Annotated in this window: 19 protein-coding genes; 8 read left to right on the top strand and 11 right to left on the bottom strand. The window is 48.4% G+C overall.

What is annotated here, in order from left to right:
- Positions 1-103: 103 nt before the first annotated feature.
- The 4 genes from ACJ8W9_RS01160 to udk all read right to left on the bottom strand — a co-directional run bounded on the left by ACJ8W9_RS01160 (position 104) and on the right by udk (position 2786).
- Positions 104-412 carry a hypothetical protein gene (locus ACJ8W9_RS01160; RefSeq protein ID WP_411360003.1) on the bottom strand — a complete coding sequence of 103 codons (309 nt, stop codon included), beginning with the start codon at positions 410-412 and terminating at the stop codon, positions 104-106.
- Complete coding sequence (locus ACJ8W9_RS01155) at positions 409-747, bottom strand: hypothetical protein (protein WP_411360001.1); 339 nt, start codon at positions 745-747, stop codon at positions 409-411. Before ACJ8W9_RS01155 ends, ACJ8W9_RS01160 begins: the two co-directional genes overlap by 4 nt.
- Before the next feature lie 135 nt (positions 748-882).
- Entirely contained in the window at positions 883-2127 is a 1245-nt protein-coding gene (locus tag ACJ8W9_RS01150; RefSeq protein WP_411358101.1) for a NupC/NupG family nucleoside CNT transporter, read from the bottom strand.
- Between the two features lie 26 nt (positions 2128-2153).
- Entirely contained in the window at positions 2154-2786 is a 633-nt protein-coding gene (gene udk / locus ACJ8W9_RS01145) for a uridine kinase (protein ID WP_411359999.1), read from the bottom strand.
- A gap of 175 nt (positions 2787-2961) precedes the next feature.
- On the opposite strand from udk, the gene ACJ8W9_RS01140 reads away from it, so the two are divergent.
- The 4 genes from ACJ8W9_RS01140 (at position 2962) to ACJ8W9_RS01125 (ending at position 9468) form a co-directional block, all read left to right on the top strand.
- A complete protein-coding gene (locus ACJ8W9_RS01140) occupies positions 2962-5751 on the top strand; it encodes a M16 family metallopeptidase (RefSeq protein ID WP_411359997.1) in 2790 nt (929 codons plus the stop codon).
- 145 nt (positions 5752-5896) lie between these two features.
- A complete protein-coding gene (locus tag ACJ8W9_RS01135) occupies positions 5897-7024 on the top strand; it encodes an S-(hydroxymethyl)glutathione dehydrogenase/class III alcohol dehydrogenase (protein WP_411358099.1) in 1128 nt (375 codons plus the stop codon).
- An 11-nt stretch (positions 7025-7035) separates the two neighbouring features.
- Positions 7036-7884, top strand: a complete 849-nt coding sequence (gene fghA, locus ACJ8W9_RS01130) for an S-formylglutathione hydrolase (RefSeq protein ID WP_411358098.1) — start codon at positions 7036-7038, stop codon at positions 7882-7884.
- A 66-nt stretch (positions 7885-7950) separates the two neighbouring features.
- Positions 7951-9468, top strand: a complete 1518-nt coding sequence (locus ACJ8W9_RS01125; RefSeq protein ID WP_411358097.1) for a putative bifunctional diguanylate cyclase/phosphodiesterase — start codon at positions 7951-7953, stop codon at positions 9466-9468.
- On the opposite strand, the gene ACJ8W9_RS01120 is transcribed toward ACJ8W9_RS01125, so the two are convergent.
- Entirely contained in the window at positions 9431-10354 is a 924-nt protein-coding gene (locus ACJ8W9_RS01120) for a diguanylate cyclase domain-containing protein (protein WP_411358096.1), read from the bottom strand. The two genes, ACJ8W9_RS01125 and ACJ8W9_RS01120, sit on opposite strands and share 38 nt — an antisense overlap.
- 56 nt (positions 10355-10410) lie before the next feature.
- Between ACJ8W9_RS01120 and ACJ8W9_RS01115 the strand changes: the two genes are divergently transcribed.
- The gene (locus ACJ8W9_RS01115) at positions 10411-13293 is read left to right on the top strand and encodes a diguanylate cyclase domain-containing protein (protein ID WP_411358095.1); all 2883 of its coding nucleotides are present in this window, start codon (positions 10411-10413) and stop codon (positions 13291-13293) included.
- On the opposite strand, the gene ACJ8W9_RS01110 is transcribed toward ACJ8W9_RS01115, so the two are convergent.
- On the bottom strand, positions 13290-13790 hold the full coding sequence (locus ACJ8W9_RS01110) for a SixA phosphatase family protein (RefSeq protein ID WP_411359993.1): 501 nt from the start codon (positions 13788-13790) through the stop codon (positions 13290-13292). The genes ACJ8W9_RS01115 and ACJ8W9_RS01110 overlap by 4 nt on opposite strands.
- An 86-nt stretch (positions 13791-13876) precedes the next feature.
- On the opposite strand from ACJ8W9_RS01110, the gene ACJ8W9_RS01105 reads away from it, so the two are divergent.
- Positions 13877-14131, top strand: coding sequence for a hypothetical protein (locus ACJ8W9_RS01105; protein ID WP_411358093.1), 255 nt, complete (start codon positions 13877-13879; stop codon positions 14129-14131).
- Positions 14132-14148: 17 nt separating this feature from the next.
- Here ACJ8W9_RS01105 and ACJ8W9_RS01100 read toward each other — a convergent pair whose 3' ends face one another.
- Positions 14149-14634, bottom strand: coding sequence for an LURP-one-related/scramblase family protein (locus ACJ8W9_RS01100; protein ID WP_411358092.1), 486 nt, complete (start codon positions 14632-14634; stop codon positions 14149-14151).
- Between the two features lie 67 nt (positions 14635-14701).
- Between ACJ8W9_RS01100 and ACJ8W9_RS01095 the strand changes: the two genes are divergently transcribed.
- Positions 14702-15160: an EVE domain-containing protein gene (locus tag ACJ8W9_RS01095; protein ID WP_411358091.1), complete on the top strand. Its 459-nt coding sequence runs from the start codon at positions 14702-14704 to the stop codon at positions 15158-15160.
- On the opposite strand, the gene ACJ8W9_RS01090 is transcribed toward ACJ8W9_RS01095, so the two are convergent.
- The 4 genes from ACJ8W9_RS01090 to ACJ8W9_RS01075 all read right to left on the bottom strand — a co-directional run bounded on the left by ACJ8W9_RS01090 (position 15141) and on the right by ACJ8W9_RS01075 (position 18175).
- Positions 15141-16805 carry a diguanylate cyclase domain-containing protein gene (locus ACJ8W9_RS01090; protein WP_411358090.1) on the bottom strand — a complete coding sequence of 555 codons (1665 nt, stop codon included), beginning with the start codon at positions 16803-16805 and terminating at the stop codon, positions 15141-15143. The genes ACJ8W9_RS01095 and ACJ8W9_RS01090 overlap by 20 nt on opposite strands.
- Positions 16806-16879: 74 nt before the next feature.
- Positions 16880-17272 carry a thiol-disulfide oxidoreductase DCC family protein gene (locus ACJ8W9_RS01085; RefSeq protein WP_034731922.1) on the bottom strand — a complete coding sequence of 131 codons (393 nt, stop codon included), beginning with the start codon at positions 17270-17272 and terminating at the stop codon, positions 16880-16882.
- A gap of 61 nt (positions 17273-17333) precedes the next feature.
- On the bottom strand, positions 17334-17468 hold the full coding sequence (locus ACJ8W9_RS01080) for a DUF3149 domain-containing protein (RefSeq protein WP_156099490.1): 135 nt from the start codon (positions 17466-17468) through the stop codon (positions 17334-17336).
- An 11-nt stretch (positions 17469-17479) separates the two neighbouring features.
- A complete protein-coding gene (locus tag ACJ8W9_RS01075) occupies positions 17480-18175 on the bottom strand; it encodes an OmpW/AlkL family protein (RefSeq protein WP_411358089.1) in 696 nt (231 codons plus the stop codon).
- Positions 18176-18300: 125 nt separating this feature from the next.
- Between ACJ8W9_RS01075 and ACJ8W9_RS01070 the strand changes: the two genes are divergently transcribed.
- Positions 18301-19230: a cation diffusion facilitator family transporter gene (locus ACJ8W9_RS01070; protein WP_411358088.1), complete on the top strand. Its 930-nt coding sequence runs from the start codon at positions 18301-18303 to the stop codon at positions 19228-19230.
- Positions 19231-19585: the final 355 nt, after the last annotated feature.

The following is a 19585-nucleotide window of genomic DNA, read 5'->3' as shown; positions in this document are numbered from 1 at the left end:
GCAGCCCCAAAAGAAGTCCTTTGCGCATATCTTTACAAATAACAGACACAGAAAGGGCTGCACTTGGCAGCCCTTCCCTTTCAAGCGGTTTTAAACAGTTTGGCTATTCAGGTTCCGCTAAGTTATTTTCAGTTGTCATTTGGCGTCCCACTCTATCGCGATGCTTATCGTAATAGTCCCGATCAGTGTCCGCCAGAGCCTCGACAATTAAGTTAGACTCATTGAGGGTGCGTTTTAATAGCGAATGCGCCGTAGCAATGTCATTATCATGCAATCGCTGCTGAATCTCGACTGCAATAACGTAGCGGCGCAATTCATTTTCGAGTGTTGATATCCGCGCCATTTGGAAACCTATTACGATACCCACGATGCAAAATAGAACAAAGGACAGTAACGGCATTAAAATTTTCATTCTTCCGTCTCCTTTATCCGTTCCTCAAGCACAAATTGCCACTCTTTCATCTGCGCTTCATTAAGAAAAAATTCGTTCTGATAAAGGTCATCAAGGAGCAAATCAACAGTGCTCAGATAATAAGTATCTAGCCGCCGTTTAGCTTCTGGGATATCGCCCTTAGCTACGCTTTCTTCAACAATTCCCATGAAATAAATGAAGCCGCCTTCGCTTTTTAACAGCGGGATGGGAGCCATACCGACGCCCATCCACACGCCCATCATGAGACCAGCGCAACTAGCAATAAGACCAATAAGCCACGCTCGTATTGAATAATGCTTTTTTGTTTCGGTCATAACCAATCCATTTTAGCAACATAAGTCACAAAGATACCCTCCCCCCAAGAAAAGGCAACATAATTTCAAAACAATACCGACAAATAGAAACAAAAAAGCCCGCATGCGCGGGCTTTGTGGAAATTGTTTAAATACCTAGGAAATACTGAAGAAAAAGCCAGCGATAGCTGCGCTCATCATATTCGCAAGCGTTGCCGCGAGCAGTGCACGCAGACCAAGCCGCGCGATGTCGTGGCGGCGACTAGGAGCCATACCGCCGAGACCGCCGAGTAAAATGGCGATGGACGAGAAGTTAGCAAAGCCGCAGAGCACAAAGGTGATGATCACTTGGCTATGTTCACTTAACTGGTCTTTGTAGTTCACAAAGTCGAGATAAGCGACGAATTCATTGATAACTAACTTCTGGCCAATGAAGCTACCCGCAAGTTGTGCTTCATCCCAGTTCACTCCAAGTACATAGGCAATGGGCTGGAATACATAGCCGAAAATTTCTTGCAGCGACAGTTCAGGATAACCAAACCAGCCGCCGACCCAACCAAAAATGCCATTAATCAGGGCAATCAAGGCCACGAACGCAATCAACATTGCGCCCACGTTGATAGCCAATTGCATACCGCTTGACGCACCGGCAGCAGCGGCATCTATAACGTTTACTGAGCGGTCTTCAACCTGAATATCGCCGGCTTTCTGGCTATTAGTACCGTCAATGATGGTTTCGATGTCTTCACGCGGCTTATCGAGCTCTGGAATGATCATTTTCGCCATCATTAAGCCTGCTGGAGCGGCCATGAAGCTAGCTGCAATAAGGTATTTCAGCTCAACGCCAACGCCGGCATAACCTGCCAATACTGACCCCGAAACCGAACACATGCCACCGACCATAACGGCGAATAATTCTGAGCGTGTCATGCTGGAGATAAACGGACGCACCATCATCGGTGCTTCCGTTTGTCCCACGAAAATGTTGGCGGCAGCAGACATGGATTCTGGACGACTACTGCCAATTGCTTTTTGCAGCGCGCCACCGAGGATCTTGATAATCCATTTCATCACACCTAGGTAATACAACACTGAGATTAATGATGAGAAGAACACAATAACGCTCAGCACTTGAATCGCGAACACGAAGCCAAATTCTGCTGAGGCCAAGCCTCCGAACATAAACTCAATGCCGGCACTGGTGAACGAAATGATTTTGGCAACGCCAGCAGCAACGCCGTACAAAACGTCTTGCCCAAACGGCACGTAGAGCACAAAGGCGCCTAACGAGACTTGAATAACAAAGGCACCGATAACAGTGCGCCAGCGAATATTTTTACGACTACTTGAGAACAAAAAGGCAATCAGGAAGAGAATGGCGATGCCGAGAAAACTATTCATAAAATGACCGTTTTATTAGTTGGTTCTTATTCCGCCAGTAACTGGCGAATTTTCGATTTTATCAGGTCGATGGCAATCTCATTTTGACCGCCGCGCGTCACTACCAAATCAGCAAATTGCTTCGAAGGCAGGATAAACTCAAAGAATGCAGGTCGTACGGTTTCTTCGTACTGCTCGGCTACCGACTGAATGGTACGACCGCGCTCTTCAACGTCTCGCAGCATACGACGCAGTAAACAAACGTCTAAAGGTGTATCCATGAAAACCGAGATATCGAATAACTTACGCAATTGTGGGTCATGGAGCAATAGAATCCCTTCTACCATGATCACTTTACCAGGCTGCACGTGAATGGATTCATCAGTACGGGTGTGCGTTTTATAATTGTATTGCGGCATGGCAATGGCTTCACCGCTACTCAATTGTTTTAAATGCTGGACCAACAACTCATGTTCGAACGCGGAAGGATGGTCGTAATTGGTCAATTGACGTTGTTCGAAGGTCAAATGACTCTGATCACGATAGTACGCATCTTCATTGATAATGGCGATACCATTACCGCCCAACTCGGCCACCAATTCTTGGTAGACGGTAGAGGCGAAAAGGCTTTTCCCTGATGCGGACGCACCCGCAATCGCTATGATAGTTGTTTTTCCCACACTCAGTATCTTCGCTTGCCTGACAACGACGCGCCATTATCCTAGATTAGCACGCCAATTGGAAGCGCTGTGCCGTTAGACCAATCTTGTTACATTTTTTCACTGTTTACACCATTACAACACTCCCCCACTGTTTTATTATCGACGGGTTAAACAACAAAAACGGAAGAGAGCTATGCGATTATCCAAAACGTTAACCGCTGTCGCGGTAGCATCAGTGCTACTCGGTGGCTGTACTGCTACGGCACAACAAGCCAATAACACCACTGCAGCCGCAGTGATGCAGCAACAAAATTTACCTGAAGTCGAAATCAAATACGAAAGCTTCACCCTTGATAATGGTCTACGCGTGGTGGTCCACGAAGACCGTAAAGCCCCTATCGTTGCCGTGAACGTCTGGTATGCAGTGGGCTCGAAAGACGAACGCCCTGGCATTACTGGCTTCGCACACTTATTCGAACACTTGATGTTCAACGGTACTGAAAACTACGACGACGAGTACTTTGGTCCGTTTGAACGTGCCGGCGCGACCGACATGAACGGTACCACCAACAGTGACCGTACCAATTACTTCCAAAACGTACCAACCCCGGCCCTTGATATGGCCTTGTGGATGGAATCAGACCGCATGGGGCACTTGCTTGGCGCGGTTACGCAAGAGAAGCTTGACGAGCAACGTGGCGTCGTACAAAACGAAAAACGTCAAGGCGAAGCACAGCCTTACGGTCGCGTATTCGGCTACTTAGCTGAGCAAACCTTCCCTGAAGGGCATCCGTATTCCTGGTCGGTCATCGGTTCAATGGAAGACTTGAACGCTGCTTCACTTGAAGATGTGCACCAATGGTTCAACGATTACTACGGCGCTGCCAATGCGGTTGTAGTGTTGGCTGGTGACATTGATGTGGCAACTGCCAAAGAAAAAATGAACAAGTACTTTGGTCATATTGCGCCTGGTAAGCCACTGAAAAAACTTGAGAGCTGGATTGCTAAGAGCGAAGGCACCAAACGTGCAACCATGGAAGATAACGTTCCTGCAGCGCGTCTTTACAAGCTTTGGAATACTGCAGAAATGGGCACTGCCGACTCGACTTACTTGAGTCTGTTAGTTGACATTTTAGCATCTGGTAAGAACTCACGCTTGTATCAGCGTCTGGTCTATGATGAGCAAATCGCGAGCATGGTTTCAGGCTTCCAGTACGAACGTACCTTAGCGGGACAGTTCTTCATCATCGCTGATGCCAAGCCAGGCGTTGACATGGATCGCATCGAAGCGATTATCGACGAAGAACTTGCAAAAATCATCGCTGAAGGCCCAACGGCTGAAGAAGTCGCGCGGACTAAATTCAGCTCAGTAGCTGGCTTTGTGCGTGGCGTTGAGCGCATCGGTGGTTTCGGTGGTAAATCTGACGTATTAGCAGCTGGTGAAGTTTATCACGGCGACCCAGGCTATTATGAAACCAGCATGGAACAGCTGAAAAACGCGACGCCTGCAACGATTCAAGCAGCTGCGCAACGTTGGTTGACTGACGGTGCTTTCGTCTTGAACGTTGTACCACAGCCAAAGTATGCAGCTGGTGAAGCGCAAGCTGACCGCTCGAAGCTTCCTGAAGTAGGTGACTTGCCACAGCTAGACTTGCCTGAATTGACTACCTTTACCTTGTCAAACGGCTTAGAAGTTGCGTTAGCTGAGCGTCATGACGTACCAACTGTACAAATGCGCCTTGTCATTGACAGCGGCTATGCTGCTGACTTTGGCGGTAAAGTTGGTACAGCGAGCTACACCATGAGCATGTTGCGCGAAGGTACCACTTCACGTGATAGCCTTGAGTTAAGCAAAGAGCTAGAAACTTTAGGTACCAACTTGTTCGCTAGTGCCAGCTTAGATAACTCAACCGTTAGCATGGATAGTTTGGTTACCAATCTTGAACCAAGCCTTGAAATCATGGCGGACGTGTTGATGAATCCAGCATTCTCTGACGAGGAAATCGAACGTAAGCGTGGCTTATGGATCGAGAATATTAAGAAAGAGAAAGCACAACCGACTTCACAAGCGTATCGCGTCTTACCGAAACTAATTTTCGGTGACAACCATGCGTATAGCATTCCATTTACTGGCTCAGGCACCGAAGAATCGATCAACTCTTTGACCCGCGCCGATTTAGTCGCCCATGCTGACACCTGGTTACGCCCTGATCTTTCACGTTTGGTGATTGTCGGCGCAACAACTGAAGCTGAAATCAAGCCGTTGCTTGAAGAGTACTTGGGTCAATGGCAAGCGCCAGCGGCTCCAGCACCGAGCAAGCAGTTCACCGACGTACAACCGCAGCAAGAAGCGCGCGTGTACTTGATTGATCAGCCAGGCACGCCACAGTCGACCATTATTGCCGGTCACTTGGCACCAGCCGACGGTGCAGACAACGAAATCGCCGTTGACGTGATGAACACCATCCTTGGTGGTAGCTTCACCAGTCGTTTGAACATGAACCTGCGTGAAGACAAAGGTTGGTCATATGGTGCGCGTTCAAGCTGGTTTGCAGCTGACGAAGCCGGCATGATCTTGGCGTCTGCGCCAGTACAAACGGACAAAACCAAAGAATCGATTCAAGAAATCTTGAAAGAATTCAACGGTTACTTAGGTGATAACCCTGCAACGGCAGACGAGCTCGCGAAAGTTGTTGCGAACAAAACTGCGAAATTGCCAGGTGCATATGAAACTAAGTCAGCTTTGCTGGGCTCAATTGTCGATACGCTTGAAAAAGGTAGAGGCATGGAGTGGTTAGAAACTTACGGTCAACGTGTCAACTCGGTGGAATTACAAACCGTACAGGACACTGCTGACGAAGTGCTCCGCCCAGACGCTTTAACTTGGGTCATCATTGGCGACTTGAGTCAAATCGAAGACGACGTACGTAGTCTGAACTTAGGTGAAGTCACTATTCTTGATAGCGACGGTAATGCACTTTAAGTTCATCTAGCAGTTGCTTTATTCTGCAATTTTAGCCGCTCCTCGTGAGCGGCTTTTTTTTGGGTCGTTTTGTCGAATCGCTGCGTACGTTGTACCATTGATTGACTAAACTAGTTGTCTTACTCAGATGTAAAAGGACGAAACCATGGAAATGATCAAAACACGCGCGGCAGTTGCTTGGGGACCAGGCGAACCTTTATCGATTGAAGAAGTCGATTTGATGCCACCGCAAAAAGGTGAAGTACTGGTGCGAATCGTGGCTACCGGCGTCTGCCATACTGACGCCTATACCCTGTCAGGTAGCGATCCCGAGGGCATCTTCCCAGCGATTCTTGGTCACGAAGGTGGCGGTATTGTCGAAGCTGTCGGTGAAGGTGTCACCAGTGTTGAAGTTGGCGATCATGTGATTCCGCTTTATACGCCCGAGTGCGGTGAATGTAAGTTCTGTAAATCAGGTAAAACAAACCTGTGCCAAGCGATCCGCACCACCCAAGGTAAAGGCTTGATGCCCGACGGCACAACTCGCTTTTCGAAAGATGGCAAGCCAATCTATCACTACATGGGAACCTCGACGTTCTCGGAGTACACGGTCGTTCCAGAAATTGCCCTTGCTAAGGTCAGTAAAGAAGCGCCTTTAGAGGAAGTCTGCTTGCTCGGTTGCGGCGTCACTACCGGCATGGGCGCAGTGCGTAACACAGCAAAAGTGAAAGCAGGCGATACTGTTGCAGTATTCGGTCTTGGTGGCATCGGTTTAGCGGTCATCATTGGCGCAGTGATGGCCAAAGCAAGCCGCATCATCGCGATTGATATCAACGAAGACAAATTCGAAATTGCCAAACAGCTTGGCGCGACCGATTGCGTCAACCCGAACGATTACGACAAGCCGATTCAAGAAGTGATTGTTGAAATGACCGACGGCGGCGTCGACTTCTCATTTGAGTGTATCGGTAATGTCAAAGTCATGCGCTCAGCACTTGAGTGCTGCCACAAAGGCTGGGGTGAATCGGTCATCATCGGTGTCGCCGGTGCTGGCGAAGAAATCTCTACCCGCCCGTTCCAGTTGGTGACCGGTCGCGTGTGGCGCGGCAGTGCCTTCGGTGGCGTTAAAGGCCGTAGCCAGTTGCCCGACTACGTTCAGCGTTACCTCGATGGCGAATTCAAATTGAGTACCTTCATCACTCACACTATGGGTCTTGAGGACATCAATCATGCCTTCGAGTTGATGCACGAAGGTAAATCGATTCGCTCGGTCATTCATTTCGACAAAAAATAAGGATGCTGACGATGTCATCTAGCAAGCTGAAACTGGTAAGCAACGTGCGCTGCTTCGGCGGCGAACAGCGCCGCTATGAACACGTCGCGGAGACACTGAACTGCACCATGCAGTTCAGCGTCTACTTGCCGCCACATGCTGGTAAACATGGTCCCGTTCCTGCCGTACTCTGGCTGTCGGGACTCACTTGTACTGACGAGAACTTTAGCAGTAAGGCTGGTGCACAACGTGTCGCCGCCCAACTTGGCCTCGCACTCATTATTCCCGACACTAGTCCGCGCGGCGATGAGGTGCCTGATGACGACGCTTATGACTTTGCCAAGGGCGCTGGCTTTTACGTCAACGCAACGCAGCAGCCGTGGGCTAAGCACTACCAAATGTACGACTACATCACCAAAGAGCTCCTCGATCTGGTCAGCCACGAACTGCCGTTGTCCGGTCAATTTAGTATCAGTGGCCACTCCATGGGTGGGCACGGCGCCCTGATCATGGCGTTGCGCGAGCACGGGCGTTTTGCCAGCGTTTCGGCATTTGCACCTATTGCGCACCCGACTCAGTGTCCGTGGGGACATAAAGCATTTAGTGGTTATTTAGGTGATGACCGCCAAGCTTGGCGCGAATACGATGCGGTGGAACTGCTGCGCGCTGGCAAAGCATGTCCGCCATTACTCGTCGACCAAGGCAGTGCGGATAACTTTTTAGCTGAGCAACTTAACTTTAGCGTGTTGCACGATTTAGCTGAGGAGCTCGACCTGATTGCCGAAGTGCGCATGCAAGAAGGCTATGATCACAGTTATTATTTCATCGCGAGCTTTATTGAAGAACATTTGAAGTTTCATAACAACTACTTAAGCAACTAAAAACTGGCAAATTCTGTACTCCTTGCTACTGTTAATACATAAGCAATTCAAGGAGTACAGTCGTTCATGTCACCGCGCCGCGCTGCCGGAACCATCGCTCTTATTTATCTCATTTTAGGTTTGGTTTGGATTCGATTCTCCGACCAGATATTGCTTACTTTTGTCGCTGATTCTAACCTGCTCACCGAATTGCAGACGTTTAAAGGTTGGGCTTACGTCGTTGTAACCGCTGGAATTCTCTACCTGTTAGCCAAACACGCACTTGACCGTGAACGCAATCTATCTGAGCGTGATCCCCTCACGCGCTTATTGAATCGGCATATGCTAGGTCGCGAGCTCGACAGTGAGTTGCTGTTCTGCAAAGAACATGAGCAAAGTTTGGTGTTGGTGGTGCTCAATTTAGATGGTTTCAAACAGCTCAATGCAAATGCAGGAACGGAAACGGGTGACCGCTACTTGCAAGAACTGGCGAACTTACTGCGCGAACACTTTACTCAACGCGCCCTGTTAAGTCGCTTCGGTGGCGATGAGTTTGCCGTAGCTATTCCCTCCGCTGCTTGGCCAGATGAAGTATTGCCACAAATTCAGCATCTGCAGCAGAAAGTACGTGCGTTGCGGCTCGTAAACTTGCCTGACGTTTCATTAACAGCTTGTTTTGGCTTAGCGCGCTATCCCAATGACGGCACCAGTGCGAAACAACTCATCGTTGCCGCAACTATGGCATTGGAAGAAGCAAAATCCATGGGCAGCAATCGCTTGCGGGTCTATAAAAGTGAATACGGTGAGAACGCCTCAAAGCGCAACCGTCTGTTGTTTGAACTTAAGGCGGCCATTGCACAAGATAAATTAACTATTGTTTATCAACCGCAGTTTAAACTCGGCGGTCATGAGATTTCTGGTGTTGAAGTGCTATGTCGTTGGCACCATCCAGAAGACGGCATGATCTCGCCCGATGTTTTCATACCGCTAGCCGAACAACATGGTCTGATTAGTGACATCACCGACTTTGTCATGCAGTGTGCCATCCGTGAATTACAACAGTCTGGCTTATTGCACGAGGCGATTCCACGAGTATCGTTCAACGTGTCCGCAAATGACTTCGACACTTCGCACAGCACACAACGCTTTTTACATAATTTAGCCGAACTTGATGGGCCATGGTCGGCAATTGAACTTGAGTTGACCGAAACGTCGGCACTGTTGAATCTGGAGGGCATTCGCAACGCTTTGAAAGTGTTAACCGAGCGCGGTGTACAAGTATCGCTTGATGATTTTGGTACTGGCTACTCTTCGCTTAGCACCTTGCGCCTGTTACCTATCAATGAAGTGAAAATAGACCAAAGCTTTATTCGCGACATCAATAAAAATCCGCAAGATGCGCGCCTAGTAAAAACTATTATCGCCATGGGGAATGCGCTTAATCTGCGCGTCATTGCCGAGGGTGTTGAAAACCATCAACAGGCTAAATACCTTGCCCGCGAAGGTTGTGAAGAAGTGCAGGGTTATTTGTACGCGAAGCCAATGTCAATTAAATCTTTGATGGCCTTTATGCAGAATCTACGGACGTCAAACTCGCCACGTTAATCCGCCCTTTACCGTTACGCTTACCCTGGTACATCGCTGCATCTGCATGCCGCATGATTGTCTCGACGGTCAAATCTGCTGTCAACGCATCACAAAAGCACACGCCGATCGACAACGAGACCTGCCATTGCTGCTGATTACTTAAGGTTGCTACACCGCTGTTAATTCTGGCAATAACCGCTTGTACCGCGTCTGGTGTGATAAGCGGCAGAATCAACGCGAATTCATCGCCCCCGATACGCGCCAGAAAATCACTGCCGCGGCACTGCTCCTGAATGCAGTGGGCAATTTGCTGCAAAGCTTTATCACCCACCTCGTGGCCAAATGAATCGTTCAGCTGTTTAAAATTGTCTATATCGATCAGTGCCAATGCAAATGGGTGACCACTTTGACTTAACTCTTCGATGCTTGTCTCAAGCTCACTCACAAACGCGCGACGGTTACCGACTCCTGTCAAGTAATCGGTAAGTGCCTGTTGCCGCTCGATCGCCAGTTCACGACGAATTTTATCTTCAGCTTCACGCATGGGCGTGAGATCACGAATAAAAGCAATCGCATAGGACACTTTTTTAATGTGAACATGACTGAGCATAATATCGACATGAAAGAGCTCACCACTCTTGCGTTGCCCTTGAAAACGCAGCCCACGACCCATCGGACGATTCTCGGCGCGCCCGAAGAAGCTCGCTAAATGAGCATCATGTCGCGTACGAATGGCTTCTGGTAGTAAAAGATTGAGCGAAGCGCCCAGTAATTCGCTATGCTCATAACCGTACATGTCGGCAGCCAAGCGGTTCACTAGCACAATAGTGCCCTGCTGATTGACAACAAGGGCTGCATCAGGAATGATTTCAATAAGTTCACTGAGGTCGCGTTCGTCTTTCATTGCATCTCGCTGTTGCGTTTTAAGTTGTGCCGCAGCTTTACGGAAAGCAGAAGTTCATGCCGATAGCCAAGCGATTTTTGATTCTAACATTGCTGCTTTACTTTTCCCATGCAGCAAATGCAATAGCATCACCGCGTCCGTTGAGCGACCGCGCTATGCGTGTGTGGACCACTGATGACGGTCTGCCGCACAACTCTATCAATCATATTAACCAAGACAGTCGCGGTTATTTGTGGATATCAACTTGGGAAGGCCCAGTAAGATTTAACGGTCGCAATTTCCTATTGTATTTTGACGAGGTCGGCGTGCCGGACCCCGGGACACTTTTTATCGGCGAAAACCCTTACACTCGCGAAATTGTCTCAACTGGCGCTCGCGGTGGTGTCGCATATTTTCGACATAGCAGCGATGGCGGCCATTGGCGTAACTCGCCACGGGTTTACGATCGCGTTGATTTTGCTTTATTTACATCGCCTTCATGCACTTGGTTCGGCACCGTCAGTTCCGGAGTGGTGCGTGAATGTGACGGCCAGCGAACCACTTTTGACAGCCAAGCGGGACTACCAAGTGATGCCGTTTTACAGCTTTCCCAAGACGCGTCTGGTAGAGTCTGGGCGGGCACCGACCGTGGTGTTGCCTATTTTGACGCCGCAAAGCAACGTTTTGTAGACTTAGCAGCTCTCCCTAAGGGTTATTCCTTCGGAATTGTCACGGCTCAAGACGGCTTCATTTATGCCGCCGTAGATCGCAAGATATTTCAAATTGATCAAGAATCATTGGCGGTCACGCCATGGCCGGTGACCTATCCGAGCACTATTACCGAGCTTTACCAAAGCGCCGATGGCGTCATCTGGGTGGGTACTCATGAGCACGGACTCACCACATTAACCCGTGAGCCACCGCAAATGACTTCGGTCGAGAATGGCTTGCCCAACAATCATATTCTATCGATTTTTATGGACCGAGAAGGCATTCTTTGGGTCGGTACTCACCGAGGGTTAATACAATTTAGAGCGGCTCAGTTTCATAGTCATCGTAATGAAGACGGCTTAGGCTATGACTATGTCAGAGCGCTGACCGAATTGCCCGATGGTAGCGTGCTAGTAGGCGGCTTAGGAGGCATTAAGCGCATTGTTGAAGAGGTCATCGAGCCTTATGCTGTGACCAGTAATGTTGCCAAGGAAAGCGTTCTCAGTTTTGATATAGATGCGCAGCAACGCCTTTATGTTGGTACCTTTACCAATGGTTTATATGTACTCCAAAACGAACAAGAACTGGCCCATTACGATGAAACCTCAGGCTTTTCTGAAGGCAACTATCGTGCTCTAGTGCTCGCCCGTGACGGTTACCTTTATGCTGCCACCTCAATTGGTGTCATGCGCAGTAAAATCAATACCGATGGCACATTAGAACCGCCGGACTACCTCAACAAGCAAAGCGGTTTACCCGATGAGATTATCTACGCGTTGCACGAAGCTAATAGCGGTGACTTGTGGATTGGCAGTATGCGGGGGTTGTCGATTTTTCGTGATGGCAAAGTAGAACGAGTTGATTTGAGTTCAGTTAGTGACGCTGAGTTTATTTTCGGTTTTCATGAGGACCTCGAGCGTATCTATGTGACTTCAGATCGCGGACTCTTGGTCTACACCAAATCAACCGACCAATGGCAACTCTTTGACTCAGATAACGGCTTTCCCGTTATTAAGTTTTTTGATGTGGTACGCGACAATAATGGCGATGTCTGGTTAGCAAGCGGACGCGGCTTGCTATACATCAACAATGACGATTTTGAACGTGCATTGTTCGATGACAATCCGATCACACCTATCGAATCATCTTTCTATAAAGGTTTTCACGGTCTCGCCAGTGCGCAAATTAACACTGGCGGTCCAGCAATGTTGGTCACTAGTAGTGATGAGTTTTGGGTCGCGACCTCGCGCGGTGTTGGGCATTACTTGCCGCAACAGAGCTCGCAAATAAAACAAACGCCTCCCAAACCTGTGATTGAAAAAGTAGAGGTCGATGGACAAGCGATTACACCCAATACCTACTTGTCCGCCAATTCTGGCAGAATCGAGTTTTACTTCGCTGGCTTAGGTTATCACTATCCAGAAGGGATTGCGTACCGTGCGATGCTCGCCGGCTATGACGAAGATTGGTATAACGTGCCACTCGACCGACTCTCGGTGGCTTACACCGAGTTACCGCCGGGCGCGTTTATTTTTGAAATTCAAGCCGCCTACCCTGATGGCACTTGGAGTGACGCCGCGACTTTTACCTTCCACAAGCTTCCGACCTTATGGCAACGCCCTATGTACTGGTTCGCAGTTGCTGTAGCCTTGTTAATTACCGTGTTCTTGATTATTCGCCTACGCGTCTACAACCTGGCGCGCAGCAAAGCGCGGCTACAAGAATTGGTGCGGGAACAAACGGCTTCGTTGCAGCAACTGGCGCATCAGGACAGTTTGACGAAACTTGCCAACCGCCGCGCCTTTGACGAACTCCTCAAGCACAAAATCCGACAGCATGATGGCCATTCGACCTTAGCCTTGGTACTCATGGATCTCGATCATTTTAAAGCAGTCAACGACCGCTACTTGCACACCACGGGCGATAAAGTACTGCAACGCATAGCGCGCATACTCAATGATTCCGCACGTGACTGCGACATGATTGCGCGTTGGGGTGGTGAGGAGTTTGCTATCCTAATTTCAACTATCAAGGCGACGGACGTGCCCGCCTTCGCCGAGCGCTTGCGAGAGACTATCCGCGCTACTGACATGCACGAATTGGTTGCAGACTTTAATATCACCGCAAGTTTTGGTGTGGCTATTCTGCAATCGGATGAGACTGCAGCAAGTCTGATCCGACGCGCAGACAAAGCGCTCTATCAAGCCAAAGCGCAAGGCCGCGATTGTGTGATTATGAGCACGGATTAAGGCGCAAAAGCAGGCACGACAAAGCGTAACAGACTGCGTTTTTTGTCATTGATGTGAATCACGTACAAATCGCCGTAATCCTGCTCAGTAAGATCTGCAACTTCGAACCCAAACTGCTGCACAATACTTGGGACCGTATTGCTATGCCCTACCACTAAAGTGTTTTCAGCTTGCGCATGCACACGTGCCACTAAGCTCTCGCTAGCAGCGGGTTTGTAGCTTTGTACCGATAAGCCAAGCTGCTCAGCCAAAGGTTTTGCGGTTTGTTGAGTGCGTTGATAGGGAGTGCTGTAAATTGCCATGATTTGCGCTTTACTGAGCATTTGTGCCAACAGTTCGGCGCGCGATTGACCTTGTTCATTTAACGGTGGATCGGACTCTGCGACTGCTTTCTCAGCATGCCGCACTACATAAACCGTATACTCAGATGCCATACTCGCTCCTCCACTCGTTAAAGCTGCGGCAATGCTTAACGTGATCATTAATTTTTTCATCATGTCGGTAATTCCTTTGACACATCTACAACTTAAGCTTATGTTTTTTGACTGCGACTTATTTCGCATGCGCAACAAGGATAACAACAATGCAGCAAAACCAATTTCAGGACCACAATACCGTCACCATCGGCGAATGGATGCTCACCCTTTTCATTACCTTCATTCCGTTGGTAAACATCATCATGTTTGTCGTTTGGGCGTTCTCTAGTAGCACCAAACGCTCCAAATCCAATTGGGCCAAGGCGATGCTGCTATGGGCGTTGATCTTTATTGTATTGGGCTTCTCGCTGGGCGTGCTTGGCATCGGCGCAGCTTTGTTCGGCAGCCAATACGCTAACTAATCTGATAAGCATGCTGACTAGTCATCGGCATGCTTTTCCATTTGCATAACCACCATGGCAATGACCGTAAACAGCTCGTCGTGCCGATCGTCTGAAAGCACTTCTAATCTATGTTTGTCGCGCAATGAAACCAGCTTTTCTTGCGCCTGCGCCAATAACTTGCCGTTATGCTCAATCTTAAAATTAAGGTCGAAAATACCACCACTAAAGATAGCACCGTCGTATTTTCCACCGATTACACGATAATGACGTCGCAACGAGAGCAATTTGCGTTGCATGACAAATTCACCGAGTTCGCCACTCACCCGGAATGTTGGGCGTAGCGCGAAAAATTTCTTTTTAATCAGCGCGACCTCATGGGTATCGCGGAAAATGCGCCAGCGCGTATGCAACAAAGAAAAGTCCCCGCGTCCCTCATAACACTGCTGACCCTGCTCATCGGTAATGCCAACGCGGCCCCGAATCGACAATACCCGCTCGGCCAATACTAGTGTTTTACTCATTTGAATCCTTTATTATTTGTCGTTATTGGAGCATTTAGTAAAGCAAGCACAACGAACAAGGTAAAGCATGAATTACTGGTTAATGAAAACGGAACCCGATGAATGCAGCATTGATGACATTGCTAATGCCGGTGCACAAGGTGTCTTATGGGATGGTGTGCGCAATTATCAGGCACGCAATTTTATGCGCGAAATGGCATTAGGTGACCAAGTGCTTATTTATCATTCTAGTTGTAAGACCATTGGCATTGCTGGAGTGGCAGAAGTCTTTGCAGCAGCTTTTCCTGACCCCATGCAATTCGACTCGAAATCGCCCTACTTCGACGCCAAAGCCAGCCGAGATAAGCCACGCTGGGATGCGGTTCGATTGAGATTTGTGGCGAAGTTTTCTAACGTAATAAGTCTAGATGTAATCAAAAAAGTTCGAGCATTAGCCGACAACCCACTGGTAAAAAAAGGCAACCGCTTGAGCGTCATTCCTTTCTCTGCTGAGGAGTTTACCGCCGTTATGGCGCTGAATTGTTAAGGCGCCGCTGTTGCTTATTCTGATACATTGCCTGATCCGCCATACGATATACAGGCTCAAAATCGGTCATTTTATCCGTACAATGCCAACCGATACTGGCCCCAACATTAATCAGTTGGCCATTTATATGCATCGGCGCTTCAATCGCAACGCGCACGCGCTCGCAGAACGCTTGAATCGCGGTTAACTTGTTCGGTATCAAGATACCAAATTCATCACCACCAAAACGCACCACCCACCCTTGTCCACTTCGCACTGCATTGGTGACGCGTTTCGCTACATATTGTAATACGGTATCACCAACATCATGTCCGCAGTTATCATTAATAGCTTTAAACCCATCAAGGTCAATAAGAACTAAGCAATAGCCCTGTGTGCCGCGTAACTTAGATAACTTATTCATCATGCCACGGCGATTAAGTGCTCCCGTTAAACTGTCGTGATAAGCATCCATCATTGCCGCATGGCGTTGTGATTTGAGCTCGCCGATGCGATACGCTAAGGCAAGAGAAAACAGAATAGCCTCAAGCGCGACTGCTGCAGGAAACCAGTAAGAGACGATCTGTTCAGGTTTCACCAACGCCAATTGCCGCATCACCATCAATAGCGCAGCGAGTAACATGACACTTTGCGCTAAGGTGAAAAACAGCGCAGGGTAAAAGCCTTGGCGGAAACGCCAGATAGCCGCCACGAGCAGGAGCGGAATGCTAATCAAAGCGAAAGTGTTACTCACAATTGCCGCGTATTGAGTAAAACCAACTGCATGCAAAACATAAACGGCGGCATGGGCAACTGCAATAAAAACCAGAAACCGGTAGGCCCAGGGAAGATGGACGCGCAACTGCAGAAAATACAAACTAAACATCACCAAAGAAAAGCCCCACATCGCCGCCGTACTGACGCGGTTCAGATACCACGGATGAGGAATCGATGACCACAAGATCTGAGGTCCGATACCAGTGCCTTCCAACAACAACACGAGCGCAGCCGCCATACTTACGACATACCAAAGGTAACTGGTATCACGCAGTTGCATATAGAGAATGAGATTGTAAAAAAACAACCCAATAATGATGCCGAAAATAGCGCCAAAGGTAAGGTTTTCTTGCAGACGCTCTCGTTCAAAGGTAGAACTGTTTAATAATTTAAGTGGAAAAACGCTTCCCGCCTGGTCGTAAAAACGAATGTAAATAGTTTGCGGAAGTTCTGCTGTCGATAGGGATATCGCAGGATGCCGGTAATTAACCCGTTGAGATTGCTGGAATGCATGGTCCAATCCAGCATGAATAACGGCTGTGCTGCCGTTGTTAACAAGATAAAAATCTGCACTTTGTTGCGATATAGCATGTGCTATGAGCACCTTCTCTGATGCTCTCAACCCCAGTCCATCAGTAGCTTTAAGCTCAAGCTTTAACCAGGTCGCGGTTGTTTTACTCGCACTCGCCGCCACACCACTGAATGCGTCGAACTTCCCCTGTCTATCTGCTGCCAGAATTTCCTCAACACCCCACTCCACAGGAACTCCGCGCAGGATTTCACTGTGTTCATGTAATTGCAGTAAGTCGCGATCATCAACAATAATGGGATTGGCTGTAGCAGTGCGACTTAAGAACAGAGCTAGGAAGATTAACCCAAAGATGCGCACAAGTTTTCCTTAACAAGATGTTTGAACATCGACTTGTACAGATTAATCAATAAGCAGAAAGGCGACAAGCACAACTATTCATCGAGAGAACATTGCAGGCAGCGTTCTTGACCTGTAATAAGTTTTGAGAGGCGATTACGATGTTTGGCGAAACCAAGATAACCTTTGTCAGCAAACCAGCGAATAATAGGCCAACGCAAAGCCGCAGTGAGCCAGCCACGATTGACTGCAGACCAAGCAGCGTGGGTCACATCGAGACCATAAATCATTTCCCCATTGGGCATTCGGCCATGCAAAATACGATTGGCCTCAGTTACATCAATCTCAGGAAAACGCTCGCTAAAGTCGGCTTGCCAAATATTTTCAAATTGTAGACGCTGCTGCTTGTCCAGCGCGCGCAAATGGCGCATTTCGCGCACACACAGCGGACAACCGCCGTCATAAAACAAAACTAACCGTTCACTCAAGGCCGACCTCCGTTGGGATGATGTCACTCAAGTCACAATACGAAGGTCGGCACCTGGACGATCAGTTATCTTCTGCGTGGCTCGCTTTGCTGATGAAATACACCGCGTAAAAAATGCAGATCCCCAACAAGACTGCTAAGCCTGTAAAAGAAAAGAACAATACAGGGTCAGTAAAGAACTCACGTAGTAGTTGCATGATTCGTCTCCTTAGAAGCTATAACGAATACCGAGCATGGCGACAGTAGGGTCGATATCTACCGCGACAGATTCCGCAGTGGCACCATTAATGCGAACATCCGCAACCGTATCAATTGCCATGCGGCTTACCATAAAATGGACACCCCATTTTTCATTCAGCTTGAAATTGACACCGGCTTGCATTGCAAAACCCCAACTACTTGATAGGGCAAGCTCAACGTCGTCATCAGCTGTGATAACAGCTAAGTCAGTCAAAGTAGCGCCCAGTTCTGGACTTACTTTCTCATCGAAGAAAGTGGTGTAGTTCACGCCAAAACCAACAAATGGGTCAATCGCATCATTGTCGAGATCAAAGTGATATTGCGCTAACAAAGTTGGTGGCAAATGCTTAGTTTCACCAATTTTCAGGCCTGCAAGTGCGCCAGTTCCTTCAATTTCGTGCTTGAATGGAGTTGCAGCTACTAATTCAAGCGTCCAATTTGGGTCGATTTTATAGTCGAAAGTAATACCGAGTTGCCAGTTATCATCCACAGTGACACCAGTGGTACCGGCACTCAAACCAGCAACACTTTCGATGACCGGCAAGTTTGCGCTATCATCGTTCGGCATTACGCCGATCGCACCAACGTTGACTGAAATTTCAGCTGCCGCTGGAGCGGCGAGACCGAGTGCTAATAAACTGGTAGCTAAGATTGATTTTTTCATAAGACTCTCCTTGGTTTCTTTTCCCTATATTCTATGGGGTTATGTCAGTAAAACTTTGATTTCGATCAAGGTTTCGCTCTACCATAGGGTCGCTTTTACCTAAAAACCGTTATCAAGGGAGCGTCATGGGTCATCACCACCATCATGGGCCACATGCTCACCATCACCACAGTGAAACTTCGTCACGCCGCATCGGTATGGCGTTTTGGTTGAATTTCTTCTTCACTATCATTGAGTTCATCGGCGGTGTGCTCACTAACAGTACAGCGATTATTGCCGATGCAGTGCATGATTTGGGCGACAGCTTGTCGCTCGGTTTGGCCTGGATCCTCAATAAATTGGGCGCGAAGCAAGCAACGGTCGGTTTTACCTACGGTTATAAGCGCTTCAGTCTACTGGGCGCGCTGATAAATGCATTGGTGTTGCTGGCAGGCTCGACTTGGGTGTTGTTTGAAGCGGTTCCGCGCTTAGCTGACCCGGTGATGCCCAATACCGAAGGCATGATTTACTTGGCTATTTTAGGTGTTGTCGTCAATGGCTATGCCGCGTTTAAACTCTCCGGAGGTAAGACCCTCAATGAACGCGTCTTAAATTGGCACCTGCTGGAAGATGTGCTTGGCTGGGTCGCTGTGCTTATCGGTGCTATTGTCATGCACTTCGTGTATTTGCCGATTATTGATCCATTGCTCTCCATCGCGTTCACCGCTTTCATTCTAATCAACGTGGTTCGAAACCTAATTGAGACACTGAAGCTTTTCAGCCAGGCAAACCCAAACCCAGAATTGTTCGAGAAAATTGAAACTGCGTTGAAAACGGTCTCAGGGGTCGCCAACATTCATCATCTGCACTTGTGGTCGCTGGATGGCGAATCGCACGTACTTACTGCCCATGTCGAACTCGCCAATGACTTTGAATCCAGCAGCGACTATTTGCATGTTAAAACGGCAATCAATGATGCGTTAAGCGAATTTCAACTTTACCACACGACTATTGAGCTCGAAGTCCTCTCGGAAAGCTGTCGTATAACTGAGGATGCAGAGCATCCCCATCACTAAGGTTGTATTTGCAGGCGTAGCAAGGCAAAATCAGTTTTAGTTGTAACTGAAGTAAGAAAGTAAGAGACAAGATGTTCCGAAAATGGAGTTCACAATGCCGGCATCCTGCAGCCATCAGCATTTTATTGCTTATGGTTATTGCGCTGTGCTGGGGGCAAAACTTCGGGATCGTAACGCAATGTCCGCACCAAACACAGCATTTCAATAGTGCCGAACAAGTTCAACAAGCCCCAGATAGTCACAGTGAAAAGTGTGAACTCACCAGTCAGTTACTACAGCAAACGCAAAGCGATCTGAGCCCCATTATCTTTGTCGCATTTGCGATGCTGGCGTCGTTAATTCAGAGTCTGCGAAC

Origin of the sequence: Pseudidiomarina salilacus, assembly GCF_047323925.1 — a bacterium.
Classification (GTDB): domain Bacteria; phylum Pseudomonadota; class Gammaproteobacteria; order Enterobacterales; family Alteromonadaceae; genus Pseudidiomarina; species Pseudidiomarina salilacus.
This window is presented reverse-complemented; position numbering and strand designations above follow the sequence as displayed.